The organism is Burkholderia sp. IT-111MI5 (genome assembly GCF_949752865.1).
GTDB lineage: Bacteria > Pseudomonadota > Gammaproteobacteria > Burkholderiales > Burkholderiaceae > Burkholderia > Burkholderia pyrrocinia_C.
On record NZ_CATKIF010000022.1, the window covers coordinates 131,862 to 152,947 of the forward strand.

A 21,086-nucleotide genomic window follows, 5' to 3' on the forward strand; every position below is an offset into this window, starting at 1 on the left:
ACAGGCCTGCGAGCCCGCTGGCCCATGCACGCCGGCGATGACGCGGCGGCGATTGCAACGCCGCCGCGCCGCGCGCGCTACCTGCGACGCGTCACGGATTCGCGCTGCCGGCGTAGGTCTTGAAGCCTTCGCGCGTCGCGAGACGCTCGATATAGCGCGACACCGCCGGGAAATCCGGATGCTCGAACGGCGTGCCGAACCAGCGGTTCACCGACAGGCCGATCGGAATGTCCGCGAGCGTGAAGGTGCCGCCGGCCACGAACGCGCCGGTCGATTCGAGCTGCGCGTTCAGCACGCGCATGTGCTTCGTCCAGCCCGCGATCGACTGCGCGATGGCGTCCGGGTCCTGATGATCGGGCGATTTCCGCACGAGGCCGAGGAACGCGCCCACCCACGAACGGTTCAGGTCCGCGCCCTGCCAGTCGATCCATTGATCGACCCGCGCGCGCGCCTGCGGCTCGGCCGGATAGAGCGCGTCGCCGCCATAGCGGTTCGCGAGGTAGCGGATGATCGTGTTCGATTCCCAGAGCACGAAATCGTCGTCCTTGATGACGGGCACGAGCGCGTTCGGATTCAGTGCGAGATAGTCCGGATCGTTGGTCGTGCGAAAGCCCGCACCCCAGTCTTCCTGTTCGAACGGCAGGTTCAGCTCGGTGCACAGCCACAGCACCTTGCGGACGTTGATGGACGGGATCTTGCCGAGGATGTGCAGCATGCAGTCTCCTTGTGAGGTCGGATGCGGAGCGTTCGGGACGCACGACACGTCCCGAACGCGGTCACGTCGAATTTATACACGACGTTGCGGAAAACAACAGGCCGGGCCCGCGAAATCGGCGTGCGGCCGGTTCGTCAGGTCGCGCAGCGCGTGCTCCGCCGTCGGGAACCGGAACATGAAGCCGTCCTGATGCAGCCGCGCCGGCATCACCCGCTGCCCGTCCAGCAGCAGCTCGGCCATCTCGCCCATCGCGCAGCGCAGCGGCGCGGCCGGCACGTGCAGCCATGCGGGGCGGCGCAGCACCTTCGTCACGACCTGCACGAACTCGCGCTGGGTCAATGCCCCGGGCGCCACCGCGTTGTAGACGCCGTGCATGCCCGCGTTCGACATCGCGCGCGCGACGATCCGCAGTACGTCGTCCCGGTGAATCCAGCTCATGACCTGCGCGCCGTCGCCGAAGCGCCCGCCAATCCCGAAGTAATGCGGCAGCAGCATCGGGCGCAACGCGCCGCCGGGGCCGAACACGACGCCCAGCCGCAGCACCACCGCGCGCACCCCATGGTGCTCGAGCGGCTGCGCGGACAGCTCCCATTGCCGGCACAGCTCGGACATGAAGCCAGTGCCGGCGCTGCTGCGCTCATCGAGCCGTTCGTCGGCCGGACGCACGCCGTAGTAGCCGATCGCGGATGCCTGGATCCACGTACGCGGCTTGACCTCGGCGGTCTCGACCCAGCGCATCAGCGACTGCGTGACGCCGACGCGGCTGGCGAGCAGCAGCGCCCGCCTACGCTTGCTCCAGCGTGCGCCCAACACCGGCGCCCCCGCGAGATTGACGACCGTGTCGAAGCGCTCGTGCGGCTGCAACTGTTCGACGGACGTCACGCTGCGCACGCGGCCCTGGAACTGGTAGGCCGCGCGCAGCGGATCGCGCGCCAGCAACGTGACCGTATGCCCCGCATCGAGCAGTTGGTTCACGAGGGTTTCGCCGATAAAGCCGGTCCCGCCGGTGACGAGCACGTTGCCGGGCGGCTGTCCCGCGAACGGATTGGCGACCGGAGCGTGTCGCGCGATCCGGCACGCGGCAATCCCGTCACGGATACCCGATACCGTCACGCCGACGGCGAACAGGCTGAGCAGCCAGCCGCGCCAGCCGAGATCGAGCGCGTGCAGCGCGGTCGCTTCGTGCGCCCAGACGGCCAGTTGCATCGCGAGCATCCCGAACAGCGCGCCGCCGTTGACGGCCAGCAGCGTGTGCAGCACGCGCTCGGTCGCCGACAGCTTGCGACTTTGGTCCTCGACGACGAAATCCCACAACGTCAGCACCACTTCGACGAGCACCACCGCCGCGATCGCCGCGACCCAGGCGCCGTGAAACGCGACGTTCGCGATCGATGCGAACACGAGGCCGTAGAGCACGGAACGCACCGCATGAATCGCCAGCTCGAGCCGTGCGCGCGGGCTGTGCGGCAGGTCCTGCGTGAGTTCGTGGTGATAAAGCGTATCGAATGCGCCCATCGCGCCCTGCACGATCAGCAGGTTCAGCGCCCAGTCGAAGGCAGGCAAGGTGTTCATGCGGTATCCCTCGTCAACAGCCAGACAAGCGGCGGAATCATCGCGACGAGTGCGGCCGCGTCGATCGCCACGTGGCCCCATACACGGGCCTGCAATGAAAACAGCATGTCCTGCGGCGCCCAGATCAACACGCCGGCCAGCAGCCATCCCCACGTTTCCCGCCTGCGCAACCGGTTGCCGAGGTGGACGAGCGCGAGCATCCAGACCGACGCGCACTGCACCGTCGCGCCGATCAGCGACATCCACCATATCTGCTGCGCACGCGCCGGTTCCGGTGCCGCACCGGCCCAGAAATGCAGCTCGATGCCGCGGTGATACGCATCGACGAACGGTGCACCGGCAAGCCATGGAACGGCCATGCCGACGAGCAGGTGGACGATCGCCGCGGCATACATCCAGCGCACGACGATGCGGCGCGCGTTGTCGGACGCAGGCCGAGGTGCGACGCGTCCTGCAACGTCGCCGATGGTCGGCCCCCCTTCCCTGATGCTCATGATCTGTACTCCTTCCTTTACCGAAAACATCATGAATCGATCGGTCCACTGTTTTCAGACACGACGCACTTACGCCGGCTTGAGCACCATCAGGAAGTAGACGGACAACATCGCGAAGAACGCCGGATAGCCGAGCAGCTCCCAGCGCTTCGCATAGCGCCAGTAGCGCTCCGGCAACGCGGCGTCGCCGTTCACGTAAGCGAGCTTCGCCATCGCGGCGAGTTCGACTTGCAGCCACACGACCGGCAGCCAGCACGCGCCGGCGATCGCATACAGCACGATCGACGCGACGAGCCACGGCGTATGCCATGGCCAGCCGGCCGTATGCGCGAGCCACAGCCCGGACGCCGGCTGGAAGATCACGGCCGGTGTCGTGAACCACCAGTCCGCGCGCACCACGAGCCGCGACACGGCCGCGATCGCGGGCACCGAGCGCGTGCGGTTCGCGAAGAACAGATAAAACGCGGTGCCGAACCCCGTGCCGACCAGCAGCACCGAGGACAGGATATGCAGCGCCTTGACGACGAGATAGGTATTCATGCGTGTTCTTCTTCTGAAAACAGGATCAACAGGATCGCGAGAATCGGCACGTTCTTGAGCACGGGGCCGAACGGTTCGGCCAGCAGGCCCGGCATCGTGACCGCGATGACGGCCGAATACGCGACGATCAGCACGGCTTGTGCAACCCACAGGCGGCGCGACGGCGCGGCGACGGTCGCGATGCCGAACGCGAAATCCAGCGCGCTTGCCGCATAGAGCGCGACCAGCGCAGGCAGCCCCGTCAGGTGCGCATGCGCAAGCAACGCGAGGCTCGCGTGCAGCGGATGAATGAACGCGCTTGCGATGGCCGTCCAGATCCACACGATCGCGAGTGCACCCAGCAGCAACGGGCGCCGCCACATCGCGAGCGCGTCGTTCCGCAGCGCGGCCGCGTCCGCGCCGATGAAACCGCCGATGCCGCGCGGCAGCCGGCCGAGCACGGCAGTCGCGGCCGCCGGATCGCCGGTGTTTCCGCCGCGCAGCATCGTCCACGTGTCGCGCGTCAACATCGCGCCCGGCAGCATGCCGAGCAGCGCGGCCGCCGCGCCGACCAGCGGGCCCGGCAGCGTCACGCCGGCGGCCGGCGGAAACCCCAGCGCGGCGCGGTAGCGGGCCAGCATCTCGCGGTATTCGACTTCGTCGTTGCCGACCACGTCGATCACCTGGTTGCCGGCCGCCGGCGAATCAAACGACTGCGCCACCAGCCGCGCGACGAGTTCGGCGAGATCGTCGACATGCACGGGGCGCAGCCGCTGATGGCCGCCCGCCGGCAATACATGCACGGGCAGGCTCGCGAGCATCCGGAAAAACCGCGCCGACGTACCGGCCGCGCCGTAGACCAGCGCGGGACGCACGATCCGGGAGTCGATCGGCAGCGTCTGCAGGAAGCGGTCGGCTGCGTGCTTGCTCGCGAAGTACCGCGTATCGCCGCGCTCGACACCGAGCGCCGAGATCTGGATCACGCGCCGCACGCGCGCACGGCAGCACGCGGTGAAAAGCGCGCACGGCGCGGCGCAATGCACGGCGTCGAGCGTCGCGCCGCGTCGATCGGCGAGGATGCCGACCGCATTGATCACCACGTCAACGCCCTCCAGCCGCGCCAGCCACGCGTCGGGATCGACGTCCTTCGCGAAGTCGATCCCGACGTCGCGCGGGCCGGCCGCATCGCGCACGCCGCGCAGCACGCAATGGCCGCCGGCTTCGAGTTGCGCGCACAGTGCCCGCCCGATGAAGCCGTTCGCGCCGCAAACGAGGACGGTCATGCTGCGTTCCCCGGTGCGGTCGCTCTGGCAGGTAGACGGCAAGACTGCGTTCATTTCCATCCTCTCTTTACAGTTATTTCTGTATAGACAGAAATAACAACCCCGAAAAAAGCGGGCTGCCTGCCCGCACTTCCGCTACCGCTTACTTCGGCGACTTGCGCCTGACCGTCTGGCTGATCTTCGCGCCGATGCCGAGCGCCTTCATCAGCGTATCGGGCTTGAGCCGCAGCATCTCGTCCGACCAGGTCGTCAGCGTCTCGACGAACTGCAGCGTGTCGCGGATGCGCTGTTCGGTCTCGCGGCTCTCGTTGGCGATCTCCGAGCTCGTCAGGCAATCGCGCAGCACCGTGAGCGTCGGCTCGATCTCGCGCTGCCGCCGCCCTTCGACGATCAGCTTGAACAGTTCCCAGATGTCGGTCGACGTCTCGAAATGGTCGCGGCGGTCGCCCAGCACGTGCACGACCTTCGCGAGCCGCCACGCCTGAAGCTCCTTCAGGCTCGTGCTGACGTTGGAGCGCGCGACGTTGAGCGTCTCGGCGATCTCGTCGGCCGCGACCGGCCGGCCGGCCAGGTAGAGCAGCGCGTGAATCTGCGAGACGGTTCGGTTGACGCCCCACCGCGAGCCCATTTCGCCCCAGTGGAGAATGAATCGTTCGGCAATCGGTGTGAGTTCCATGTCCGGAAATTTATTCATTTCAGTTATTTCTGTCAAGAGAGAAATAACCGGATGATCCGGCACCTTCCGGCCGCGTGCGCCCGCGATCGGCCGCTTCCTTTACAATGCGCGGGATTTTTCCGATTTCAGGCCGTTTCCGCCTTTCTGACAAGAGGTTTCCATGATCATCAAACCGCGCGTGCGTGGCTTCATCTGCGTGACGACTCATCCCGTCGGCTGCGAAGCCAACGTCAAGGAACAGATCGACTACGTGACTTCGCACGGCCCGATCGCCAACGGCCCGAAGAAGGTGCTCGTGATCGGCGCGTCGACCGGCTACGGCCTCGCCGCCCGGATCTCGGCCGCATTCGGCTCGGGCGCGGACACGCTCGGCGTGTTCTTCGAGCGCGCCGGCAGCGAATCGAAGCCCGGCACGGCCGGCTGGTACAACAGCGCCGCGTTCGAGAAATTCGCCGCCGAAAAGGGGCTCTATGCGCGCAGCATCAACGGCGACGCATTCTCGGACAAGGTCAAGCAGGTCACGATCGACACCATCAAGCAGGATCTGGGCAAGGTCGATCTCGTCGTCTACAGCCTCGCGGCGCCGCGCCGCACGCACCCGAAGACGGGCGAAACGATCAGCTCGACGCTCAAGCCGATCGGCAAGTCGGTGTCGTTCCGCGGGATCAACACCGACAAGGAAGTGATCCAGGACACCGTGCTCGAGGCCGCCACGCAGGAAGAGATCGACGGCACCGTCGCCGTGATGGGCGGCGAGGACTGGCAGATGTGGATCGACGCGCTGGATGAAGCCGGCGTGCTGGCCGACGGCGCGAAGACGACCGCGTTCACGTATCTCGGCGAACAGATCACGCACGACATCTACTGGAACGGCTCGATCGGCGAAGCAAAGAAGGATCTCGACAAGAAGGTGCTGTCGATCCGCGACAAGCTGGCCGCGCACGGCGGCGACGCACGCGTGTCGGTGCTGAAGGCCGTCGTCACGCAGGCCAGCTCGGCGATCCCGATGATGCCGCTGTACCTGTCGCTGCTGTTCAAGGTGATGAAGGAAACCGGCACGCACGAAGGCTGCATCGAGCAGGTGTACGGGCTCCTCAAGGACAGCCTGTACGGCACGACGCCGCATATCGACGAAGAAGGCCGCCTGCGCGCGGACTACAAGGAACTCGATCCGCAGGTGCAGGCGAAGGTCGTCGCGCTGTGGGACCGGGTGACGAACGAGAACCTGTACGAGCTGACCGACTTCGCCGGCTACAAGACCGACTTCCTGCGGCTGTTCGGCTTCGAGATCGCCGGCGTCGACTACGACGCGGACGTGAACCCGGACGTGAAGATCCCGGGCATCATCGACACGACGGTCTGACGGCCGGACCCGCCGCGCGGGCGGCGGGTCGAACTTCCCGGCGGCATCAACGCGGCGCCGGTTCTTCCAGATAGACGCCCGACGACAGCGTGGCCTTCACCTGCCGCGTGAACTCGTCGGTCGACACTTCCTCCGCACCCGCTTCGATCGCGTCGTAGGCCTGGCGCACGACGTCGTCCGGCGTGGCCTTCGGCACGTCGAGGCCGCGCGTCAGGTCGGTGTCGATGAAGCCGGCATGCAGCCCGACGACCTGCGTGTGCTGTTCGCGCAGCGAATGGCGCAGCCCGTTGGTCAGCGCCCACGCGGCCGATTTCGACACGCCGTAGCCCGACAGGATCGGCCGGTTCACCCAACTCGCGACCGACAGGATGTTCAGGATCGCGCCGCCGCCATGGCTGGCGAGGGTTTCAGCAAACGCCCGCGACATCGCCAGCATCCCGAACACGTTGGTTTCGAAGTGATCGCGCAGCGCGTCGGGCGCGCCGTCGTCCGTCAGGCTGCCGAGCCGCGCAATGCCTGCGTTGTTGATCAGCAGCGTGACGTCGCGCGCCGCGTCGGCCGCCGCGGCGACGGCCGCCGGATCGGTCACGTCGAGCTTCACGGGCACGACGCCCGGCAGCGTCACGGTGGCCGGATCACGCGCCGCCGCATAGACCTTCCGCGCGCCTCTCGCGAGCGCCTGCTTCGCAAACTCGAGCCCGAGCCCGCGGTTTGCACCTGTCACGAAAACGACTGCACCTTCGATCTTCATGATCGTTCCTTTCACATGATGAATCGCCTGCGCGCCGGCTCGTCGCGCGCGTGAGATCCGGTGGAAAACGAGGCTGCCATTGCGTACCGAATCGCTGCGCCGCCGGAGGCAGACGGCGAGCCGTCCGCTGCCCGTCACCCTGCGGCGCCAAAGACCTCGACCAACTTCCATCCGCGTTCCGGCCGTGGCTTCGCACTGCCCGCCAAGTCGGCTACACTCGATATCAATGTCGATCACCATTGTCTTTGCGGTGCATTGTGTTCGCGCCACCCGGGCATGTCAATTGTGATCGCCATTGTGTTTTTCAATCGACGCGATCAGCAGAATCGGGGAGGGATCGATGGGCGTGTCAAGACAGCAGGCTGCCGAGAACCGGAGCGCGATCGTCGCGGCCGCCGAGCGGCTGTTCCGCGTACGCGGCGTCGACGCCGTGGGACTGACGGAGCTGATGAAGGAAGCCGGCTTCACGCAGGGCGGCTTCTACAACCACTTCAAGTCGAAGGATGCGCTGGTCGCCGAGGTGATGGAAAAGGCGATGCAGGACCGCGCGGATTCGCCGAACGCCGGCAGTCTCGCCGCGCAGGTGGCGTCGTATCTGTCGGCGGCGCATCGCGACAATGTCGAGGCCGGGTGCCCGCTGTCCGGCTTCGCGGGCGATGCGCCGCGACTGACCGAGGCGGCGCGCGCGTGCTACGCGCACGGCCTCGCCGTGTATCTCGACCGGCTGGAACGGATGGTGGCGACCGAAGGCGCAACGCCGGAGCAGACGCGTCGCGACGCGCTCGCGGTCTTCAGCCAGATGGTCGGCGCGCTCGTGCTGTCGCGCGCGATCGCCGGCACCGATCCCGCGCTGGCCGACGAGATTCTCGACGCGGGACGGGATGCGCTCATCGACGGACGCGGCGGTCGGGTTGCGCCGGTGTAACGAAGCGCGCTTCGTGCGTTCGTGCGTTCGTGCGTTCCTGCGTTCCTGCGCTATTCGACCGCCCGCGCGGCATCCCACAGCGGCTGCCCGCCCAGCGCCGCATGCCACGCATCGAAACGCGTGCGCCACGATTCGAACGGCTCCGTCAGCGGATGGCGCGGATCTTCGCTGAGCGAATACGCCATCCCTTCGATCAGCCAGCGCGGCTTGGTCGCGACGGCCAGGTTGCCGAGCACTTCGGCCTGGCGGTGATGGATCAGCTCGTGCGCGAGAAAGTAGGTCTGCCAGCCGCGCGGCGCCACGGCCACGCCGAAATTGCCGAGCGTCAGCGCCGCGCGCTGGCCGAGGCCGAATGCGTCGGCGCACGCGCGCGTCGAACAGAACACGACGCGCGGCGCGGCGCGGAACCCGCCGACGGCCGCCGCCGCGCGCGCATAGCCGTCGCGATAGAGCTGCTGTGCGTCGCCGAGCTTCGCTGCATCGTCCGTGCAGATGTCGGCGCGTGGGCAGGACACGCCGGGGATCAGCGCGGGCGCGACGATGCGCAACGGCTTGACGAGCGCGTACGCGGCAATCGGCAGTGCGACGAGCAGGCCCGTGAGGGCGAAAGCGACATGCGAGCGTTTCATCGAGGCGGCGGTTCCGTGGCGTTTTGTTGGAGTTCTACCTGCGTGAATATATCGGACCGGCATGGTTGCCGGCCCTGCTTTTCTTTCTGACCGGCTTCAGGCGCCGCCCGGCTCTCGACTCTCAGCGCGACCGGGGACACGCCCCGGCGCTCGCCGGCATCGCCATCGTCACGGCTGGCATGACCTTGAGCCTCGCCAGCCGGCGGCGAACCGGGGACGGGCCCACGATCCGGCGACCGAACCACGCCGCACGGCCGAAACGGGCGACGCGCGTCACGCGGCGTGGCCGGTGCGCGCGTCGCTGGCGCCTTTCTCCCACCGGCTCCAGCGAATGGCCCGCCACAGGATCGCGGCGCTGCACGCGAACAGGAGCGCCTCGACCAGCACGGTATCGACATGCCAGTACCGCGTCAGCAGCACGGCGACGAGGTCGAACATGAAATGGATCGCGATCGCATACGCGAGCCAGCGCTTCGCGCCGCGTACGAATGCCTGCAGCACGATCAGCGACAGCCCGACATGCGCGGCCAGCGCACTCGTGCGTTCGAGCAGCGCGAGAAACGGCGACGCGAGCGTCATGCCCGCGAACTGCGACCCGATCAGCGACTGCACGCCCTCAGGCACGACGACGCCCGCGTGCGCGAGCAGGTAGCCCGTGCCGAGCGCGAGAAACCCGACGCCGACCAGCAGCATCGCCTCCAGCCCGCCGTGCCCGAGCCCGAGCATCACGGCCGTCTGTGCGTCGCGCCGCTTCGGCAGCAGATACCGGAACGCGACCCAGCGCCCGAATTCCTCGAAAAGCCCGGCAGTCAGCGCCGCGAACACCAGCATCGGCACATGCCAGCGCGGGTCGTGAGCGAGCCAGCGGTACAGCGGAACCTGCCACGACATGCGCAGCACCGGCTGGAACACGAAGAAGGTCAGCATGCCGTAGAAAAACACGCGCAACGGTACCTGCGTGCGACGTCGCCACGCGACCGCGAACAACACAGGCGCAAGCAACGCGACGACACCGGCCGCGAGCGCGACGAACAGGAGAGCCGGTGCGACGGGATGCATGGCGGATGCCGATGAGCGGCGCCAACGCGCACCGCTACGCGAGCTGCTTGTGGAAAAACGTCGTCGCGCAGAGCGCGCCGTCGGGCATCAGCGCATAGTTCGGCACGACGCCGACGCGCAGCCAGCCGGCCCGCTCGTACAGCCGCTCGGCGTCGCCGCCCGTCACGGTGTCGAGCACGAGCACGGTCTTGCCGGCGTCGCGCGCGGCCGCGTCGGCCGCCGCCATCAGCCGCGCGGCGACGCCCCGCCGGCGCGCGTGCCGCGACACCAGCATCTTCGCGATATCCGCGCGATGCGGCTGGTTCTCGGGCTGCGCGGTCACGACCTGCACGGTGCCGACGATCCGGCCTTCGGCGTCCTCGGCGACGAGCAGGATGCGTTCACCGTTCTCCACGCCGTCGGCCACGCGCGTCCAGAATGCGACGGCGGTCGGCCGCTCGATCGGCAACATGAAGCTGACGGACGCGCCGCCCTCGACGCAATCGATCAGCACGTCGGCCAGCGCATCGACGCAGGCCCTCGCATCGCTCGCGCCGACGCGGCGGACGGTAGCAGGTTCGGTCATGCCATCTCCGGTGGTCAGGCGTGCCGCACCGCGTGAGCGCGGCGTATGCCTGGATCAAAAGGAACACCGGCCGATCGTCGCGGCTCACGCGACGGCGGCAGGCTTTCGGCAACGCGGCGCCCGGTCGGCGCATGTTACCGCCCCATCATCGTACGCGACGAAAATTCCCGCTGCATCGCCTTTGCTTCGCCGCATGGCAAACTTTCAACCCGGTATCGACGACGTATTCCAAGCACTGGCCGATCCGACACGCTGGGCGATAGTCAGCGCACTCGGCGGCGGCGGGCGCACCATCTCTGAACTGGCAGCGCCGTTCGACACCGCGCTGCCATCGTTCGTCAGGATTTGCTCCGGTAAACCCGGCCATTGATGGTGGGAAAGAAAGGAGTGCTGTTGACAGGCCGCTTCTTCCACGGGTTAGCATCACCGGTATGATTCTTGTCTACCGCTACCAGGTGAAGTCGCTCAACGGACTGCTTAACAAACAGAGCCGAACTGCGGTGTCGAGCATGATCGCGATATCAACGCTGCATTGAACATTCTCCGATGCGGACGTGCATCGCCAGGTGTGGGAATCCTCCGCCTTTAGACGGAGGAGGACGTCAAGAAGCATGTCGCCGTGCTCGAGCGCAGCGGCCTCGTCCAGACCCGGAAAACCGGCCGCTCGCGCACCTGCGCGCTGGTCGCCAGCCGGCTGACCGAGGCCGAGGAATGGCTCGCCGCGCAGCGCGCGCTGTGGGAAGCGCGATCCGATCGTCTCGTCGAATTCGTCGAACGCCGTCACCAGGAGGAGCAAGATGTCAGCAAGCCACGTCGAACCCGCTGAAGCCCACGATCTCGTCATCACGCGCACGCTGCACGCGCCGCGCCACGCGCTGTGGCGTGCGTGGACCGACCCCGAACTGCTCAGGCAATGGTGGTGCCCGAAGCCGTGGACCACCGAGGTGCGCGCGTTCGACCTGCGGCCGGGCGGCGCCTTCCATACGTTCATGCGCGGCCCCGATGGCGGCACGAGCGACAATCCCGGCTGCTTCCTCGAAATCGTGCCAGAAGCGCGCATCGCGTTCACGTCGATGCTTACCGGCGGCTGGCGGCCGCAAGTGCCGTGGCTGGGCTTCACGGCGATCATTGCGATGGCCGACGACGCTGCGGGCAGCCGCTACGAGGCGCGCGTGATGCATCCGGATGCCGCGACGCGCGAGCGCCACGAAGCGCTCGGCTTCTTCGAGGGCTGGAACGCCTGCATCACGCAACTCGACGCATTCGCGGCCACGCTGCGCTGAACGGCTGAATGCGGGCGAGTGCGCGGTCATTGCAAGCCGCCCCGCCCGCGCCTACGATTCCTGAAGGAAGCACGACGACACGCCGGCATCCGGCGTGCACCGTCGCGCGCGCTCCGCGGGAGGCGACATGTTGCATACGCACACGCATTCGACCCGGGTCAGCCGGCACCTGAACGCACCGCGCGGACGCGTCTACCGCGCGCTGCTCGATCCGCACGCGGTCGAGCAATGGAAGGTGCCCGACGGCATGACGTGCCGCGTGCATGCGTACGACGCGCGCGAAGGCGGCGCGCTGCGCGTGTCGCTGAGCTACGACGCGCCGTCGGCCGACACCGGCAAGACCACCGCGCGCACCGATACCTACCACGGCCGCTTCGTCACGCTCGTGCCGGACCAGCAGATCGTCGAGATCGACGTGTTCGAGACCGACGATCCGATGCTGCGCGGCGCAATGACGATCACGATCACGCTGTCCGACGAAGCGGACGGCACGCGCGTGGACGCCGTGCACGACGGGATACCGCCCGGCGTGCCGGTCGCCGACAACGAGACCGGCTGGCGCATGGCGCTGGCGAAGCTCGCGGCGCTGGTCGAGGCAGGGTGAGCACGCGCGGGCATGCCGTGACGCGCGTCAGCCGAGCCGGTAAGCGCGCGTGACCGTGCCGCGGAACAGCGCATCGCGCTCGTCCGGGCTCGCATGCGCGGTCAGCCGCTTGAACGCGTTCCAGCCGTTCACGTACGAATACGAACCCTTGTCGACCGGGAAATTGCTCTCGAACATGCAGCGCTCCGCGCCGAATGCTTCGATACAGGTCAGCATCCACGGCTTCCACGCGTCGGCGAGCTGCGCGGAAGACGGCGGCCGCGCGCCCTTCTCGAAATCGAACCCGTTGATGCGCATCCCGAGCCCGCCGACTTTCACGTACACGTTCGGCAGTTGCGCGAGCGTGCGCATCGACGCCCGCCAGCGCTCGAACACCTCGGGCCGCTTGTCTGCATAACTGGCGATCCGCACGACGCCGCCGCAGTGATTGACGACGATCCGCGTATCGGGGTTCGCCTTCGCAAGATCGAACAGCTCGGGCAGTTGCGGAAAGAACAGCCACGCGTCATACGATAGCCCGAGCGGCGCGAGCTGCGCGACGCCGGCCCGGTACGCGGAATCGAGCAGCAGCCCGCGCGGCACCGCCGACAGCGGATTCGCGAGCGTCGGATCGGCATCCCACGTGGTCAGGTGCCGAACCCCGCGAAACCGCCCGCGCCCCGCTTCGAGATGCGCTTCCAGCACGTCGCGCACGCGTTCGCCGAGCCGCAGGTCCGCGTGGCCGACGATGCCTTTCGCGACGGCCGGACGGCCGTGCTGCAGCGGCTCGGTCACGCCGGCGACATAGGCCGTCTCGCCTACCGGCTTCAGTTCGGTGGGGCCGGAATCGCGATAGCGCGTCTGCGCCTGCATGTAGACGGACGCCTGGATGTTGTGGCCCGAGCGCGCGTCCTGCAGATAGTCGTCGAGCATGTAGATCCAGCCCGGCCGTTCATAGAAATGATGATGCGCGTCGACGATCGGCAGGTCGGGCTCGAGCGCGGGTTCGAGCGCCGACGCGAGCCAGTCGGGACGGACCGCGAGATAGTTGCCTTGCGTCGTCATGCGGGAAGCTCCATCGTGGGCCGGTGCGGGCGTATCGGCGAACACGGGCAGCGCGAGCGACGCGGCGGCCGCGCCGAGCAGCCGGCGTCGCTTGATCGAAATCGTCGAGTCCATGTCATTCGCTCCGGTCGAACGCGTACAGCGACAACGTGAGCAGCGTCGTGATCGCGAGGACAATCGCGAGGCCGAGCATGCCGGCCGTGAAGGTGCCGAAGCTGTCCTTCAGGTAGCCGACGAGATAGGGGCCCGCGAAGCCGCCGAGCGCGCCGATCGAGTTGATCAGCGCGAGCCCGCCGGCCGCGGCCTGGCCGGACAGGAAGCGCGAAGGCAGCGTGTAGAAGATCGTGCGGCCGGCAATCGTGCCGATCAGCGCGAGCGTGATGCCGACGAGCGCGGGGCCGAGCGTCAGGAAATGCGTCGACACGCCGAGCGCCACCGCGCCGATGAACAGCCCGATTGCGAGGTTCGCGACAGGGCCGCCGCGACGATCCACACGCTTCGCCCACCACAGCAGCGCGACCGTCGCGAAGAAGTACGGCACGGCGGACAACCAGCCGGTCTGCATCGTCGACATGCCGTGCGCCTTCAGCATCTGCGGCAGCCAGATGCCGATCCCGTACGAACCCATCGTGAAGCCGAACGAGATCAGCGCGAGCACGTACACGCGCACGTCGCGCAGCGCGACGCCGAATTGCTTCTTCCGTCCGGCGGCCGCGCCTTCGCGCTCGAACGCGCGCTGCAGCGCGGTACGCTCGTCGTCCGACAGCCACGCGGCATCCGCCGGCGAATCGGACAGCAGCTTCAGCACGATAAAACCGAGCGCGCACGCAGGCAGCCCTTCGACGATGAACATCCACTTCCAGCCGGCAAGCCCGAGCGCGCCGTCGAGCTGCAGCAGCCACGTCGACAACGGGCCGCCGATCAGCGACGACAGCGGCGTCGACACGGTGAACCATGCGAGCACACGCGTGCGGTAGCTCGCCGGAAACCACACGGCGAGGAAGAAGATCACGCCCGGAAAGAACCCGGCCTCGCCGATGCCCAGCAGCAGCCGGATCGCGTAGAAGCTCGTCGGCCCGGTCGCGAGCGCGGTCGCGGCCGCCATCAACCCCCACGTGATCATGATGCGGGCAAGCCAGCGGCGCGCGCCGAAACGGTACAGCGCGAGATTGCTCGGCACCTCGAACACGCAGTAGCCCGCGAACATGATCCCCGCGCCCCAGCCGAACTGCGTCGCGGTCAGCCCGAGATCGCGGTTCATCGTGAGCGCCGCGAACCCGACGCTCGTGCGATCGAGGTAGTTGAAGAAGTAAGCCAGCGCGAGCAGCGGGATGAAACGCCATGCGGCCTTGCGCACGGCCCGTTGCTCGACCGACGCGTCGGTCTCGCGATCGGCGGCCAGCGCCGGGGAAGCGGATGTCATGGTTGTCTCCGTGGATGCGGCAATCCGCGCCCGCGCGTTGCGCGGCCGGGTGCCTTTGTTCGTTCGATGAATCGCGGCCGCGCTATGCGCTCGCCACTTCGTTCGGCGAAGGCGCGCCGCCCGGCCCGTCGCCGTGCGCTGCACCGTCCGCGCCGTACTGTCCTGCGACGACGCCCGCTTCGATCAGCGCACGCGCGTCGTCCGGCGCATAACCGAGCTCGCCGAGCAGCGCGTGCGTGTCCTGGCCGAGCGCGGGCGGCGCCGAGCGCAGCCGCAGCCGCTCGCCCGCGAGCGTCAGCGGCAGCAGCGCGGTGCGTGTGTCGACCGGCCGGCCTGCGCAGCTCGCGTCGGCCGGCAGCGTCACCGCTTCGAGGCCGCCGGTCGCCAGCAGATGCGGATCGTCGAACAGGTCCTGCGGCTTCGTGATCGGCGCGTACGGCAGGCCGATCGATTCGAAGATCGCGCCGATCTCCGCGGCCGAATGCGGCGCGAGCCGCGAGCGCAGTTCGGGCAGCAGCCACTCGCGCGCCTGCACGCGCAGGTTGTTGGTCGCGAGGCGCGGATCGTCCTTCAGCGCCGCAAAGCCGAACGCATCGCAGAACAGCGCCCACTGCGTATCCGACACGACCGCGAGAAAGATCTGCTCGCCGTCCTTCACGGGGAACACGTCGTAGACGGCCCACGCGGAAATCCGGCTCGGCATCGGCGACGCGGCCTGCCCCGTCACCGCGAACTGCATCATGTGCTGCGCGACGAGGAACACGTTGTTCTCGAACAGCGAACTCTGCACCTGCTGGCCGCGGCCGGTACGCTCGCGCTGCGCGAGCGCGGCCATCGCGCCGATCGCGCCGAACATGCCGCCCATGATGTCGTTCACGCTCGAGCCCGCGCGCAGCGGCCGGCCCTCGGGGCCCGTCATGTAGGCCAGGCCGCCCATCATCTGCACGACTTCGTCGAGCGCGGTGCGATGCTCGTACGGCCCCGGCAGGAAGCCCTTGTGCGACACGTACACGATGCGCAGATTCAGCGAGGACAGCGCGGGATAACCGAGGCCGAGCCGGTCCATCGTGCCGCTCTTGAAGTTCTCGCTGAAGACGTCCGCCGTTCCGACGAGCCGCAGCACGATTTCCAGCCCGCGCGGATCCTTCACGTCGACCGCGAGACTCTTCTTGTTGCGGTTGAACATCCCGAAGAAGCCCGCGCCGGAGCCGCGCAGCGCACGCGTGCTGTCGCCCGCGATCGGTTCGATCTTGATGACTTCCGCGCCGAGATCCGCGAGCAGCATGCCGCAGGTCGGGCCCATCACCATGTGCGTCATCTCGATCACGCGCACGCCTTGGTATGGCAGTGCCGCAGCAGGTAGCCGGCCGTTCATTGCGCGACTCCCGTCAGGCATCCTTCCGGTTGAGCGGCCGTCGGAGCGCGGCCGTCCGCATAGCGGAAGCCTTTCGGCAACCCGGCGTCCGGCACGTGGCCGTACAGCGCCTCGGACGGCAGCGCGTCGTGCAGGATCGCGCGCGCGGCGAGCAGCGCGTCGACGTCGACGCCCGTGTCGATTCCCATCGATTCGAGCAGGAACACGAGATCCTCGGTAACGATGTTGCCGGTCGCACCCGGCGCATACGGGCAGCCGCCGAGGCCGCCCTGGCTCGCGTCGATCGTCGTCACGCCCGCGTCGAGCGCCGCGACGACGTTCGCAAGCCCCTGCCCGCGCGTGTTGTGGAAATGCGCGCCGCCCGCCTTGTCGCCGACTTCGCGTCGCAGGCGCGCAAACAGCCGGCGCACCTGCGCCGGGTTCGCATAACCGCTCGTATCGGACAGCCCGATTTCGTCGACGCCGCACTCGGCCATCGCGACGGCCATCGCGATCGTCTCGTCGTCGCTGACGGCGCCCGCGATCGTGCAGCCGAACGCGACCGACACGCCCGCCTCGATCTGCACCGACGGAAACCGCGCATCGCGCAGCGCGACGATCGTGCGCACCTCGTCGATCATCTGCGCGGGCGTCTTGCGGATGTTCGCCAGCGAATGCGCTTCCGTCACCGATACCGGCAGCGTCAGCTTGTGCACGCCCGCGTCGAATGCGCCCTCGGCGCCACGCAGGTTCGGCGCAAGTGCGGCGACGTGCAGCCCGGGAATCGCCAGCGCATGCGCGACGACTTCGCGCACATCGGCCATCTGCGGCAACAGCGTGGCCGGCACGAACGACCCCACCTCGATCTCGCGCAGGCCGGCCGCGGCCAGCGCGGTGATCCAGCGCAGCTTGCCGGCCGTCGGCATCACGGTCCTGATGCTCTGCAGGCCATCGCGCGGCCCGACCTCGCTGACCAGCACCTTCGGATATTCGGAAACGCTCATTCGATACCTCATCGTTCTATCTGAAAGAACATTGTTCTGCTTGATAGAACTTTAGGCGCGTGCCGAATGGGCTGTAAGCGGGGTATACCCGCAAAATTGCGATTTTCTGGAACTTGAGTTCTGCCAGACAGAACGATATAGTCGACCGACCATCATCCGAAGGAAGCAGGCAGTGCCTACGACTCAAGCAGATCACGCCGGCGACGGGCCCGATTCGGCGGCCGAGGAAGCCTCCAGCGGCGTCGCCGTGCTCGATCGCGCGTTCGCGATCCTCCGTGCATTCGGGCCGACCGACGACCGGCTGTCGCTCGCTGAGCTGTCGCGCCGCACCGGGCTGTACAAGAGCACGATCCTGCGTCTGCTCGCCGCGCTCGAACATGGCGGCTTCATGCGCAAGCTCGACGACGGCCAGTACGCGGTCGGGCACGAGCCGCTGCGGCTCGCCGCGCTGTACCAGCGCTCGTTCCGGGTCGGCCCGGTGGTCGAGCCGCTGCTCGAGACGCTGAGCCGCGAACTCGGGGAAACCGCGTCGTTCTATGTGCGCCAGGGCGACATGCGTTCGGTGCTCTACCGCGTCGAGCCCGCACGCGCAGTGCGCGTGTCGATTCGCGTCGGCGAGGAGTTTCCGGTTGGCCAGGGCGCGTCCGGGAAGGTGCTGCTGGCGTTCACCGACACGCAGGACGCACGCTGGAACGACGTGCGCGAACGACTGTGGGCCGCGTCGTACGGCGAGCGCGACCCCGAGACGGCGTCGGCGTCCGCCCCCGTGTTCGATGCTGCCGGCGCATGCGTCGGCGCGCTGACCGTGTCGGGCCCGAAATCGCGGCTCGCCGCCGCGCCGACGATGGCGGCGGCACTCGCGATACTGCTGCCGCTCGCGCAGAAGGCGACCGTCGCACTCGGCGGCGCAGGCGCACGCTACGACGCGGCCGCCGTGCGCGACAGTCTCGCGCGGCTCGCGTCGGCGTCAGTGCCGACGCCGGGCGACAGCGCGCAACCGTAGCCGGCGACGCGCGGCCGCTCCCGCGCGATTGCGGCGAATCTCGTTCGCGGCAATCGCTCGTCCGCCGCGCAACAACGCAAAACGCCACCGCGTGCGACACTCGCTGCACCCCACATCGCGCGCCGCCTGGCCGGCACGCGACGACCCGACCCTCGATCGGCCCCGCACGAGGAGACATCCGCCATGAACGCCGCGCGCACCGCCACCTGGTATTTCGATTTCGTTTCGCCGTTCGCCTACCTGCAGCAGGAACAGTTCGACCGGTTGCCGCCCGCCGCGGCGTTCGAGCCGCGGCCGATCGTGCTCGGCGCGCTGCTCGCGCACTGGGGCCAGAAAGCGCCGGCGGAGATTGCGGCGAAACGCGTCTTCACCTATCGCCACGCGCAATATCGCGCGGACAAGCTCGGCATCCCGTTCCGGATGCCGCCGGCCCACCCGTTCAACCCGATCAAGCCGCTGCGCCTCGCGATCGCGATGGGCAGTTCGCTCGATGCGATCCGGCGGATCTTCCGGCATATCTGGCGCGACGGTCATGACGTGTCGACGCCGGAAGGCTTCGCCGCTCTGTGCGAAGCCGTCGGTTTTCCCGAGGGCGTAACGGCCGTCGAAGCACAGCCGGTGAAGGACGCGCTGCGCGCGAACACCGATCGTGCGATCGCGCTCGGCGTATTCGGCGTGCCGACTTTCGAACTCGACGGCGACCTGTTCTGGGGCGAGGATGCGACCGACATGTTCGCCGACTGCGCTACGTCCCGCGCGTGGCTCGACTCGCCCGAGGTGCGCCGCATCAGCGCGCTGCCCGAAGGAATCCGGCGCGGCTGACGACGCAGCCCGCGCCGCCCGGGGTCACACTTCGCGCCCTTCGACGAGCCCCGGCACGGCCTCGCGCATCATCGCGAGGCTGCACGAGCGCATCGCGCAGCCAAGGCAGGCCCACAGGGCTTGCCCGCCTTTTCTTTTTATTTTCGACCGGCGCATGCATCGTGCTGCGTGGCCTGACAGATTCGCACAGGGCATCACCCGCATTCGTTCTTCCGGCGCAAGGTCCGCACCGGCCTGCAGAATTGTCCAGTTCAACAAATTATTTTTCCGGCGATCGCGCGCATCGACACACAAACATCGGACGATTCTACCGTGCCCCGCCGCTCGGCACTCCGCCATCCGGCCCCACCGCGCAGCCCCGTTTTATCAGGGGATTCCCGGTATTTTTTTGCATTTTCTTCGAAATAACGGGTGACATACTTGCCCCCCGTTGCGCTCCGGTACGAGCGCGCTTCCAGATCCTGCCGGCCGCACGTCATGCGCTGCGCGCCCGCCGGGGTCACAGAACATGAACAATTTCGACACCACGATCCAGATCTTCCTCACCCACGTGACGTTCGGCCCGCTGATGAATCACGCGATCCGCGTAATCGCCGGCCTGTACACGTTCAAGGGCTTCGTGCTCATTCCCGTGCTGTGCTGGTTGTGGTTCCAGCCGGGCCCGAACCGCGAGCGGCAACGCGAACTGGTTATCGCGACGGTCGCGAGCGGGCTCATCGCGCTCGCGATCGGCCGGCTGCTCGCGCAGGTGCTGCCGTTCCGCGTGCGGCCGATCTACAACCCCGACCTGCACCTGCACTTCCCGTCCGCCGAACTGCGCGCGGCGACGCTGCAGGCGTGGAGTTCGTTTCCGAGCGATCACGCGATGCTGTGGATGGCGATCGCGACCGGCATCTTCATCATCGCGCGCCGCGCCGGCGTGTTCGCGCTGCTGTATTCCGTCGTGTTCATCTGCGTGCCGCGCGCCTATCTCGGCTTTCACTACCCGACCGACCTGATCGCGGGCGCCGCGATCGGCATCGCGATCGCGTGGCTGCTGACGCGCGACGCGATCCGGTCGCGCTTCGCGCCGCAGGTGCTGGAGATGATCCGGCGCTTCCCCGCGCCGGCCTATACGCTCGCGTTCCTGCTGTGCTTCGAGTTGATCACGCAGTTCGACGAACTGCTGACGCTCGCGCAGTCGGCCACGCACACGATGTGACGGGCGGGCGCCGCGATGCTGCCGCTGCTTTCTTTCCGTCGCCCCGGCACGCGCTGCCGGCCATGCGCGACTGCTGCGCGCCGAGCGACGGCCGCGCCAATCAATCTCGATCGGGCGCGCCGAGCGGAAAGAACGAGCGAAACGGCCGCGCCTCGTCGACCGCTCTCGCGAACGACGGCCGCGCAAGCAGACGCTTCCGATACGCGATCACGTTCGCGAACGACGGATCGATCCGGTGCGTCCAGTCCGCGTAGAACAGGAACGGTGCCGCGCCGCAATCGGCGAGGCTGAAGCGGTCGCCGGCCGCCCATTCGCGATCGGCTATCTTCTGGTCCAGCCACGCATATGACGTTTCAAGCATCGCGCGCGCATCGGCGACACCCCGTGCATCGCGCTCGGCCTCCGGCCGCAGCGCGTCGTGCACGACCTTCTGCTGCGGCGTCGATACGTAGTTGTCGAAGAAGCGATCCATCATCCGCACCTCGAGCGCCGCGTGCGGATCGTCGGGCAGCAGGCGCACGGGGCCCGGATGGTTCAGGCCGAGATACTCGATGATGATCGACGCCTCGACCACGGTGCGGCCCGCATCGACCAGCACCGGAAAACGCTTCAGCGGCCACAGCGCGGTCAGTTCCTGCATCGGCTTCGGATCGTCGTGCGCGAGCACGCGATATTCGAACGGCGTGCCGTTCTCGTACAGCGCGGTCAGCACTTTCTGGCAGTAGGACGAAAACGGATGGGCGTAAAGCGTCGGCATCATCGTGCGGCCTCTCAGGGTATCGGCGCCGCGGCATGCG

General features: G+C 67.8%; 22 protein-coding genes and 3 pseudogenes. 10 read left to right on the plus strand and 15 right to left on the minus strand.

The features are described from left to right. Positions 1-91: 91 nt before the first annotated feature. The 6 genes and pseudogenes from ACM6JT_RS18905 to ACM6JT_RS18930 all read right to left on the minus strand — a co-directional run bounded on the left by ACM6JT_RS18905 (position 92) and on the right by ACM6JT_RS18930 (position 5,259). Positions 92-715, minus strand: coding sequence for a glutathione S-transferase family protein (locus ACM6JT_RS18905; RefSeq protein ID WP_034181690.1), 624 nt, complete (start codon positions 713-715; stop codon positions 92-94). A 72-nt stretch (positions 716-787) separates the two neighbouring features. Next, entirely contained in the window at positions 788-2,287 is a 1,500-nt protein-coding gene (locus ACM6JT_RS18910; RefSeq protein WP_414857042.1) for a TIGR01777 family oxidoreductase, read from the minus strand. Then, positions 2,284-2,769: pseudogene (locus tag ACM6JT_RS18915) on the minus strand (DUF393 domain-containing protein); the annotation flags it as partial. The gene ACM6JT_RS18910 and the pseudogene ACM6JT_RS18915, both read right to left, overlap by 4 nt. Before the next feature lie 81 nt (positions 2,770-2,850). Beyond that, positions 2,851-3,321 (minus strand): DUF2269 family protein, encoded by a 471-nt coding sequence (locus ACM6JT_RS18920; RefSeq protein ID WP_243565768.1) that lies wholly within the window; start codon positions 3,319-3,321, stop codon positions 2,851-2,853. Then, entirely contained in the window at positions 3,318-4,637 is a 1,320-nt protein-coding gene (locus ACM6JT_RS18925) for an SDR family oxidoreductase (RefSeq protein WP_414857043.1), read from the minus strand. Before ACM6JT_RS18925 ends, ACM6JT_RS18920 begins: the two co-directional genes overlap by 4 nt. Before the next feature lie 88 nt (positions 4,638-4,725). Continuing rightward, positions 4,726-5,259 (minus strand): GbsR/MarR family transcriptional regulator, encoded by a 534-nt coding sequence (locus ACM6JT_RS18930; protein ID WP_414857201.1) that lies wholly within the window; start codon positions 5,257-5,259, stop codon positions 4,726-4,728. A 160-nt stretch (positions 5,260-5,419) separates the two neighbouring features. Here ACM6JT_RS18930 and fabV point away from each other — a divergent pair, with 160 nt between their 5' ends. Beyond that, complete coding sequence (gene fabV / locus ACM6JT_RS18935) at positions 5,420-6,622, plus strand: enoyl-ACP reductase FabV (protein WP_414857044.1); 1,203 nt, start codon at positions 5,420-5,422, stop codon at positions 6,620-6,622. A 46-nt stretch (positions 6,623-6,668) separates the two neighbouring features. Here fabV and ACM6JT_RS18940 read toward each other — a convergent pair whose 3' ends face one another. Next, the gene (locus tag ACM6JT_RS18940) at positions 6,669-7,373 is read right to left on the minus strand and encodes an SDR family oxidoreductase (RefSeq protein ID WP_217590832.1); all 705 of its coding nucleotides are present in this window, start codon (positions 7,371-7,373) and stop codon (positions 6,669-6,671) included. Positions 7,374-7,713: 340 nt separating this feature from the next. Here ACM6JT_RS18940 and ACM6JT_RS18945 point away from each other — a divergent pair, with 340 nt between their 5' ends. Continuing rightward, positions 7,714-8,298: a TetR/AcrR family transcriptional regulator gene (locus ACM6JT_RS18945; protein WP_414857045.1), complete on the plus strand. Its 585-nt coding sequence runs from the start codon at positions 7,714-7,716 to the stop codon at positions 8,296-8,298. A 50-nt stretch (positions 8,299-8,348) separates the two neighbouring features. Here ACM6JT_RS18945 and ACM6JT_RS18950 read toward each other — a convergent pair whose 3' ends face one another. The 3 genes from ACM6JT_RS18950 to ACM6JT_RS18960 form a co-directional block, all read right to left on the minus strand. Continuing rightward, positions 8,349-8,927, minus strand: coding sequence for a hypothetical protein (locus ACM6JT_RS18950; RefSeq protein ID WP_105391092.1), 579 nt, complete (start codon positions 8,925-8,927; stop codon positions 8,349-8,351). A 273-nt stretch (positions 8,928-9,200) separates the two neighbouring features. Beyond that, positions 9,201-9,986: a YhfC family intramembrane metalloprotease gene (locus ACM6JT_RS18955; RefSeq protein ID WP_414857046.1), complete on the minus strand. Its 786-nt coding sequence runs from the start codon at positions 9,984-9,986 to the stop codon at positions 9,201-9,203. Between the two features lie 34 nt (positions 9,987-10,020). Continuing rightward, complete coding sequence (locus ACM6JT_RS18960) at positions 10,021-10,551, minus strand: GNAT family N-acetyltransferase (RefSeq protein ID WP_105391093.1); 531 nt, start codon at positions 10,549-10,551, stop codon at positions 10,021-10,023. Here ACM6JT_RS18960 and ACM6JT_RS18965 point away from each other — a divergent pair. The 5 genes and pseudogenes from ACM6JT_RS18965 (at position 10,550) to ACM6JT_RS18985 (ending at position 12,438) form a co-directional block, all read left to right on the plus strand. Next, positions 10,550-10,921 (plus strand): ArsR/SmtB family transcription factor, encoded by a 372-nt coding sequence (locus ACM6JT_RS18965; RefSeq protein ID WP_414857047.1) that lies wholly within the window; start codon positions 10,550-10,552, stop codon positions 10,919-10,921. The two genes, ACM6JT_RS18960 and ACM6JT_RS18965, sit on opposite strands and share 2 nt — an antisense overlap. Before the next feature lie 126 nt (positions 10,922-11,047). Then, a pseudogene (locus ACM6JT_RS18970) lies at positions 11,048-11,140 on the plus strand (hypothetical protein); the annotation flags it as partial. 18 nt (positions 11,141-11,158) lie between these two features. After that, positions 11,159-11,377: pseudogene (locus ACM6JT_RS18975) on the plus strand (transcriptional regulator); the annotation flags it as partial. Next, positions 11,349-11,834 (plus strand): SRPBCC family protein, encoded by a 486-nt coding sequence (locus ACM6JT_RS18980; RefSeq protein WP_414857048.1) that lies wholly within the window; start codon positions 11,349-11,351, stop codon positions 11,832-11,834. The pseudogene ACM6JT_RS18975 and the gene ACM6JT_RS18980, both read left to right, overlap by 29 nt. 127 nt (positions 11,835-11,961) lie before the next feature. Beyond that, on the plus strand, positions 11,962-12,438 hold the full coding sequence (locus tag ACM6JT_RS18985; protein WP_034181826.1) for an SRPBCC family protein: 477 nt from the start codon (positions 11,962-11,964) through the stop codon (positions 12,436-12,438). 27 nt (positions 12,439-12,465) lie between these two features. Here the strand turns inward: ACM6JT_RS18985 and ACM6JT_RS18990 are convergent, their stop codons facing one another. The 4 genes from ACM6JT_RS18990 to ACM6JT_RS19005 form a co-directional block, all read right to left on the minus strand. Further along, complete coding sequence (locus tag ACM6JT_RS18990; RefSeq protein WP_414857049.1) at positions 12,466-13,596, minus strand: amidohydrolase family protein; 1,131 nt, start codon at positions 13,594-13,596, stop codon at positions 12,466-12,468. 1 nt (position 13,597) lies between these two features. Continuing rightward, on the minus strand, positions 13,598-14,905 hold the full coding sequence (locus tag ACM6JT_RS18995; RefSeq protein WP_105391095.1) for an MFS transporter: 1,308 nt from the start codon (positions 14,903-14,905) through the stop codon (positions 13,598-13,600). An 82-nt stretch (positions 14,906-14,987) separates the two neighbouring features. Beyond that, positions 14,988-16,280 (minus strand): CaiB/BaiF CoA transferase family protein, encoded by a 1,293-nt coding sequence (locus ACM6JT_RS19000; protein WP_414857050.1) that lies wholly within the window; start codon positions 16,278-16,280, stop codon positions 14,988-14,990. Continuing rightward, positions 16,277-17,263, minus strand: a complete 987-nt coding sequence (locus ACM6JT_RS19005) for a hydroxymethylglutaryl-CoA lyase (RefSeq protein ID WP_175749586.1) — start codon at positions 17,261-17,263, stop codon at positions 16,277-16,279. The genes ACM6JT_RS19000 and ACM6JT_RS19005 overlap by 4 nt, the downstream gene beginning before the upstream one ends. Before the next feature lie 172 nt (positions 17,264-17,435). Between ACM6JT_RS19005 and ACM6JT_RS19010 the strand changes: the two genes are divergently transcribed. The 3 genes from ACM6JT_RS19010 to ACM6JT_RS19020 all read left to right on the plus strand — a co-directional run bounded on the left by ACM6JT_RS19010 (position 17,436) and on the right by ACM6JT_RS19020 (position 20,289). Then, positions 17,436-18,266 carry an IclR family transcriptional regulator gene (locus ACM6JT_RS19010; protein WP_414857051.1) on the plus strand — a complete coding sequence of 277 codons (831 nt, stop codon included), beginning with the start codon at positions 17,436-17,438 and terminating at the stop codon, positions 18,264-18,266. Positions 18,267-18,449: 183 nt separating this feature from the next. After that, on the plus strand, positions 18,450-19,088 hold the full coding sequence (locus ACM6JT_RS19015) for a 2-hydroxychromene-2-carboxylate isomerase (RefSeq protein ID WP_105391099.1): 639 nt from the start codon (positions 18,450-18,452) through the stop codon (positions 19,086-19,088). Between the two features lie 508 nt (positions 19,089-19,596). Further along, positions 19,597-20,289: a phosphatase PAP2 family protein gene (locus ACM6JT_RS19020; RefSeq protein ID WP_034181667.1), complete on the plus strand. Its 693-nt coding sequence runs from the start codon at positions 19,597-19,599 to the stop codon at positions 20,287-20,289. A 100-nt stretch (positions 20,290-20,389) separates the two neighbouring features. Here the strand turns inward: ACM6JT_RS19020 and ACM6JT_RS19025 are convergent, their stop codons facing one another. Then, the gene (locus tag ACM6JT_RS19025; RefSeq protein WP_175749588.1) at positions 20,390-21,049 is read right to left on the minus strand and encodes a glutathione S-transferase family protein; all 660 of its coding nucleotides are present in this window, start codon (positions 21,047-21,049) and stop codon (positions 20,390-20,392) included. Positions 21,050-21,086 lie beyond the last annotated feature (37 nt).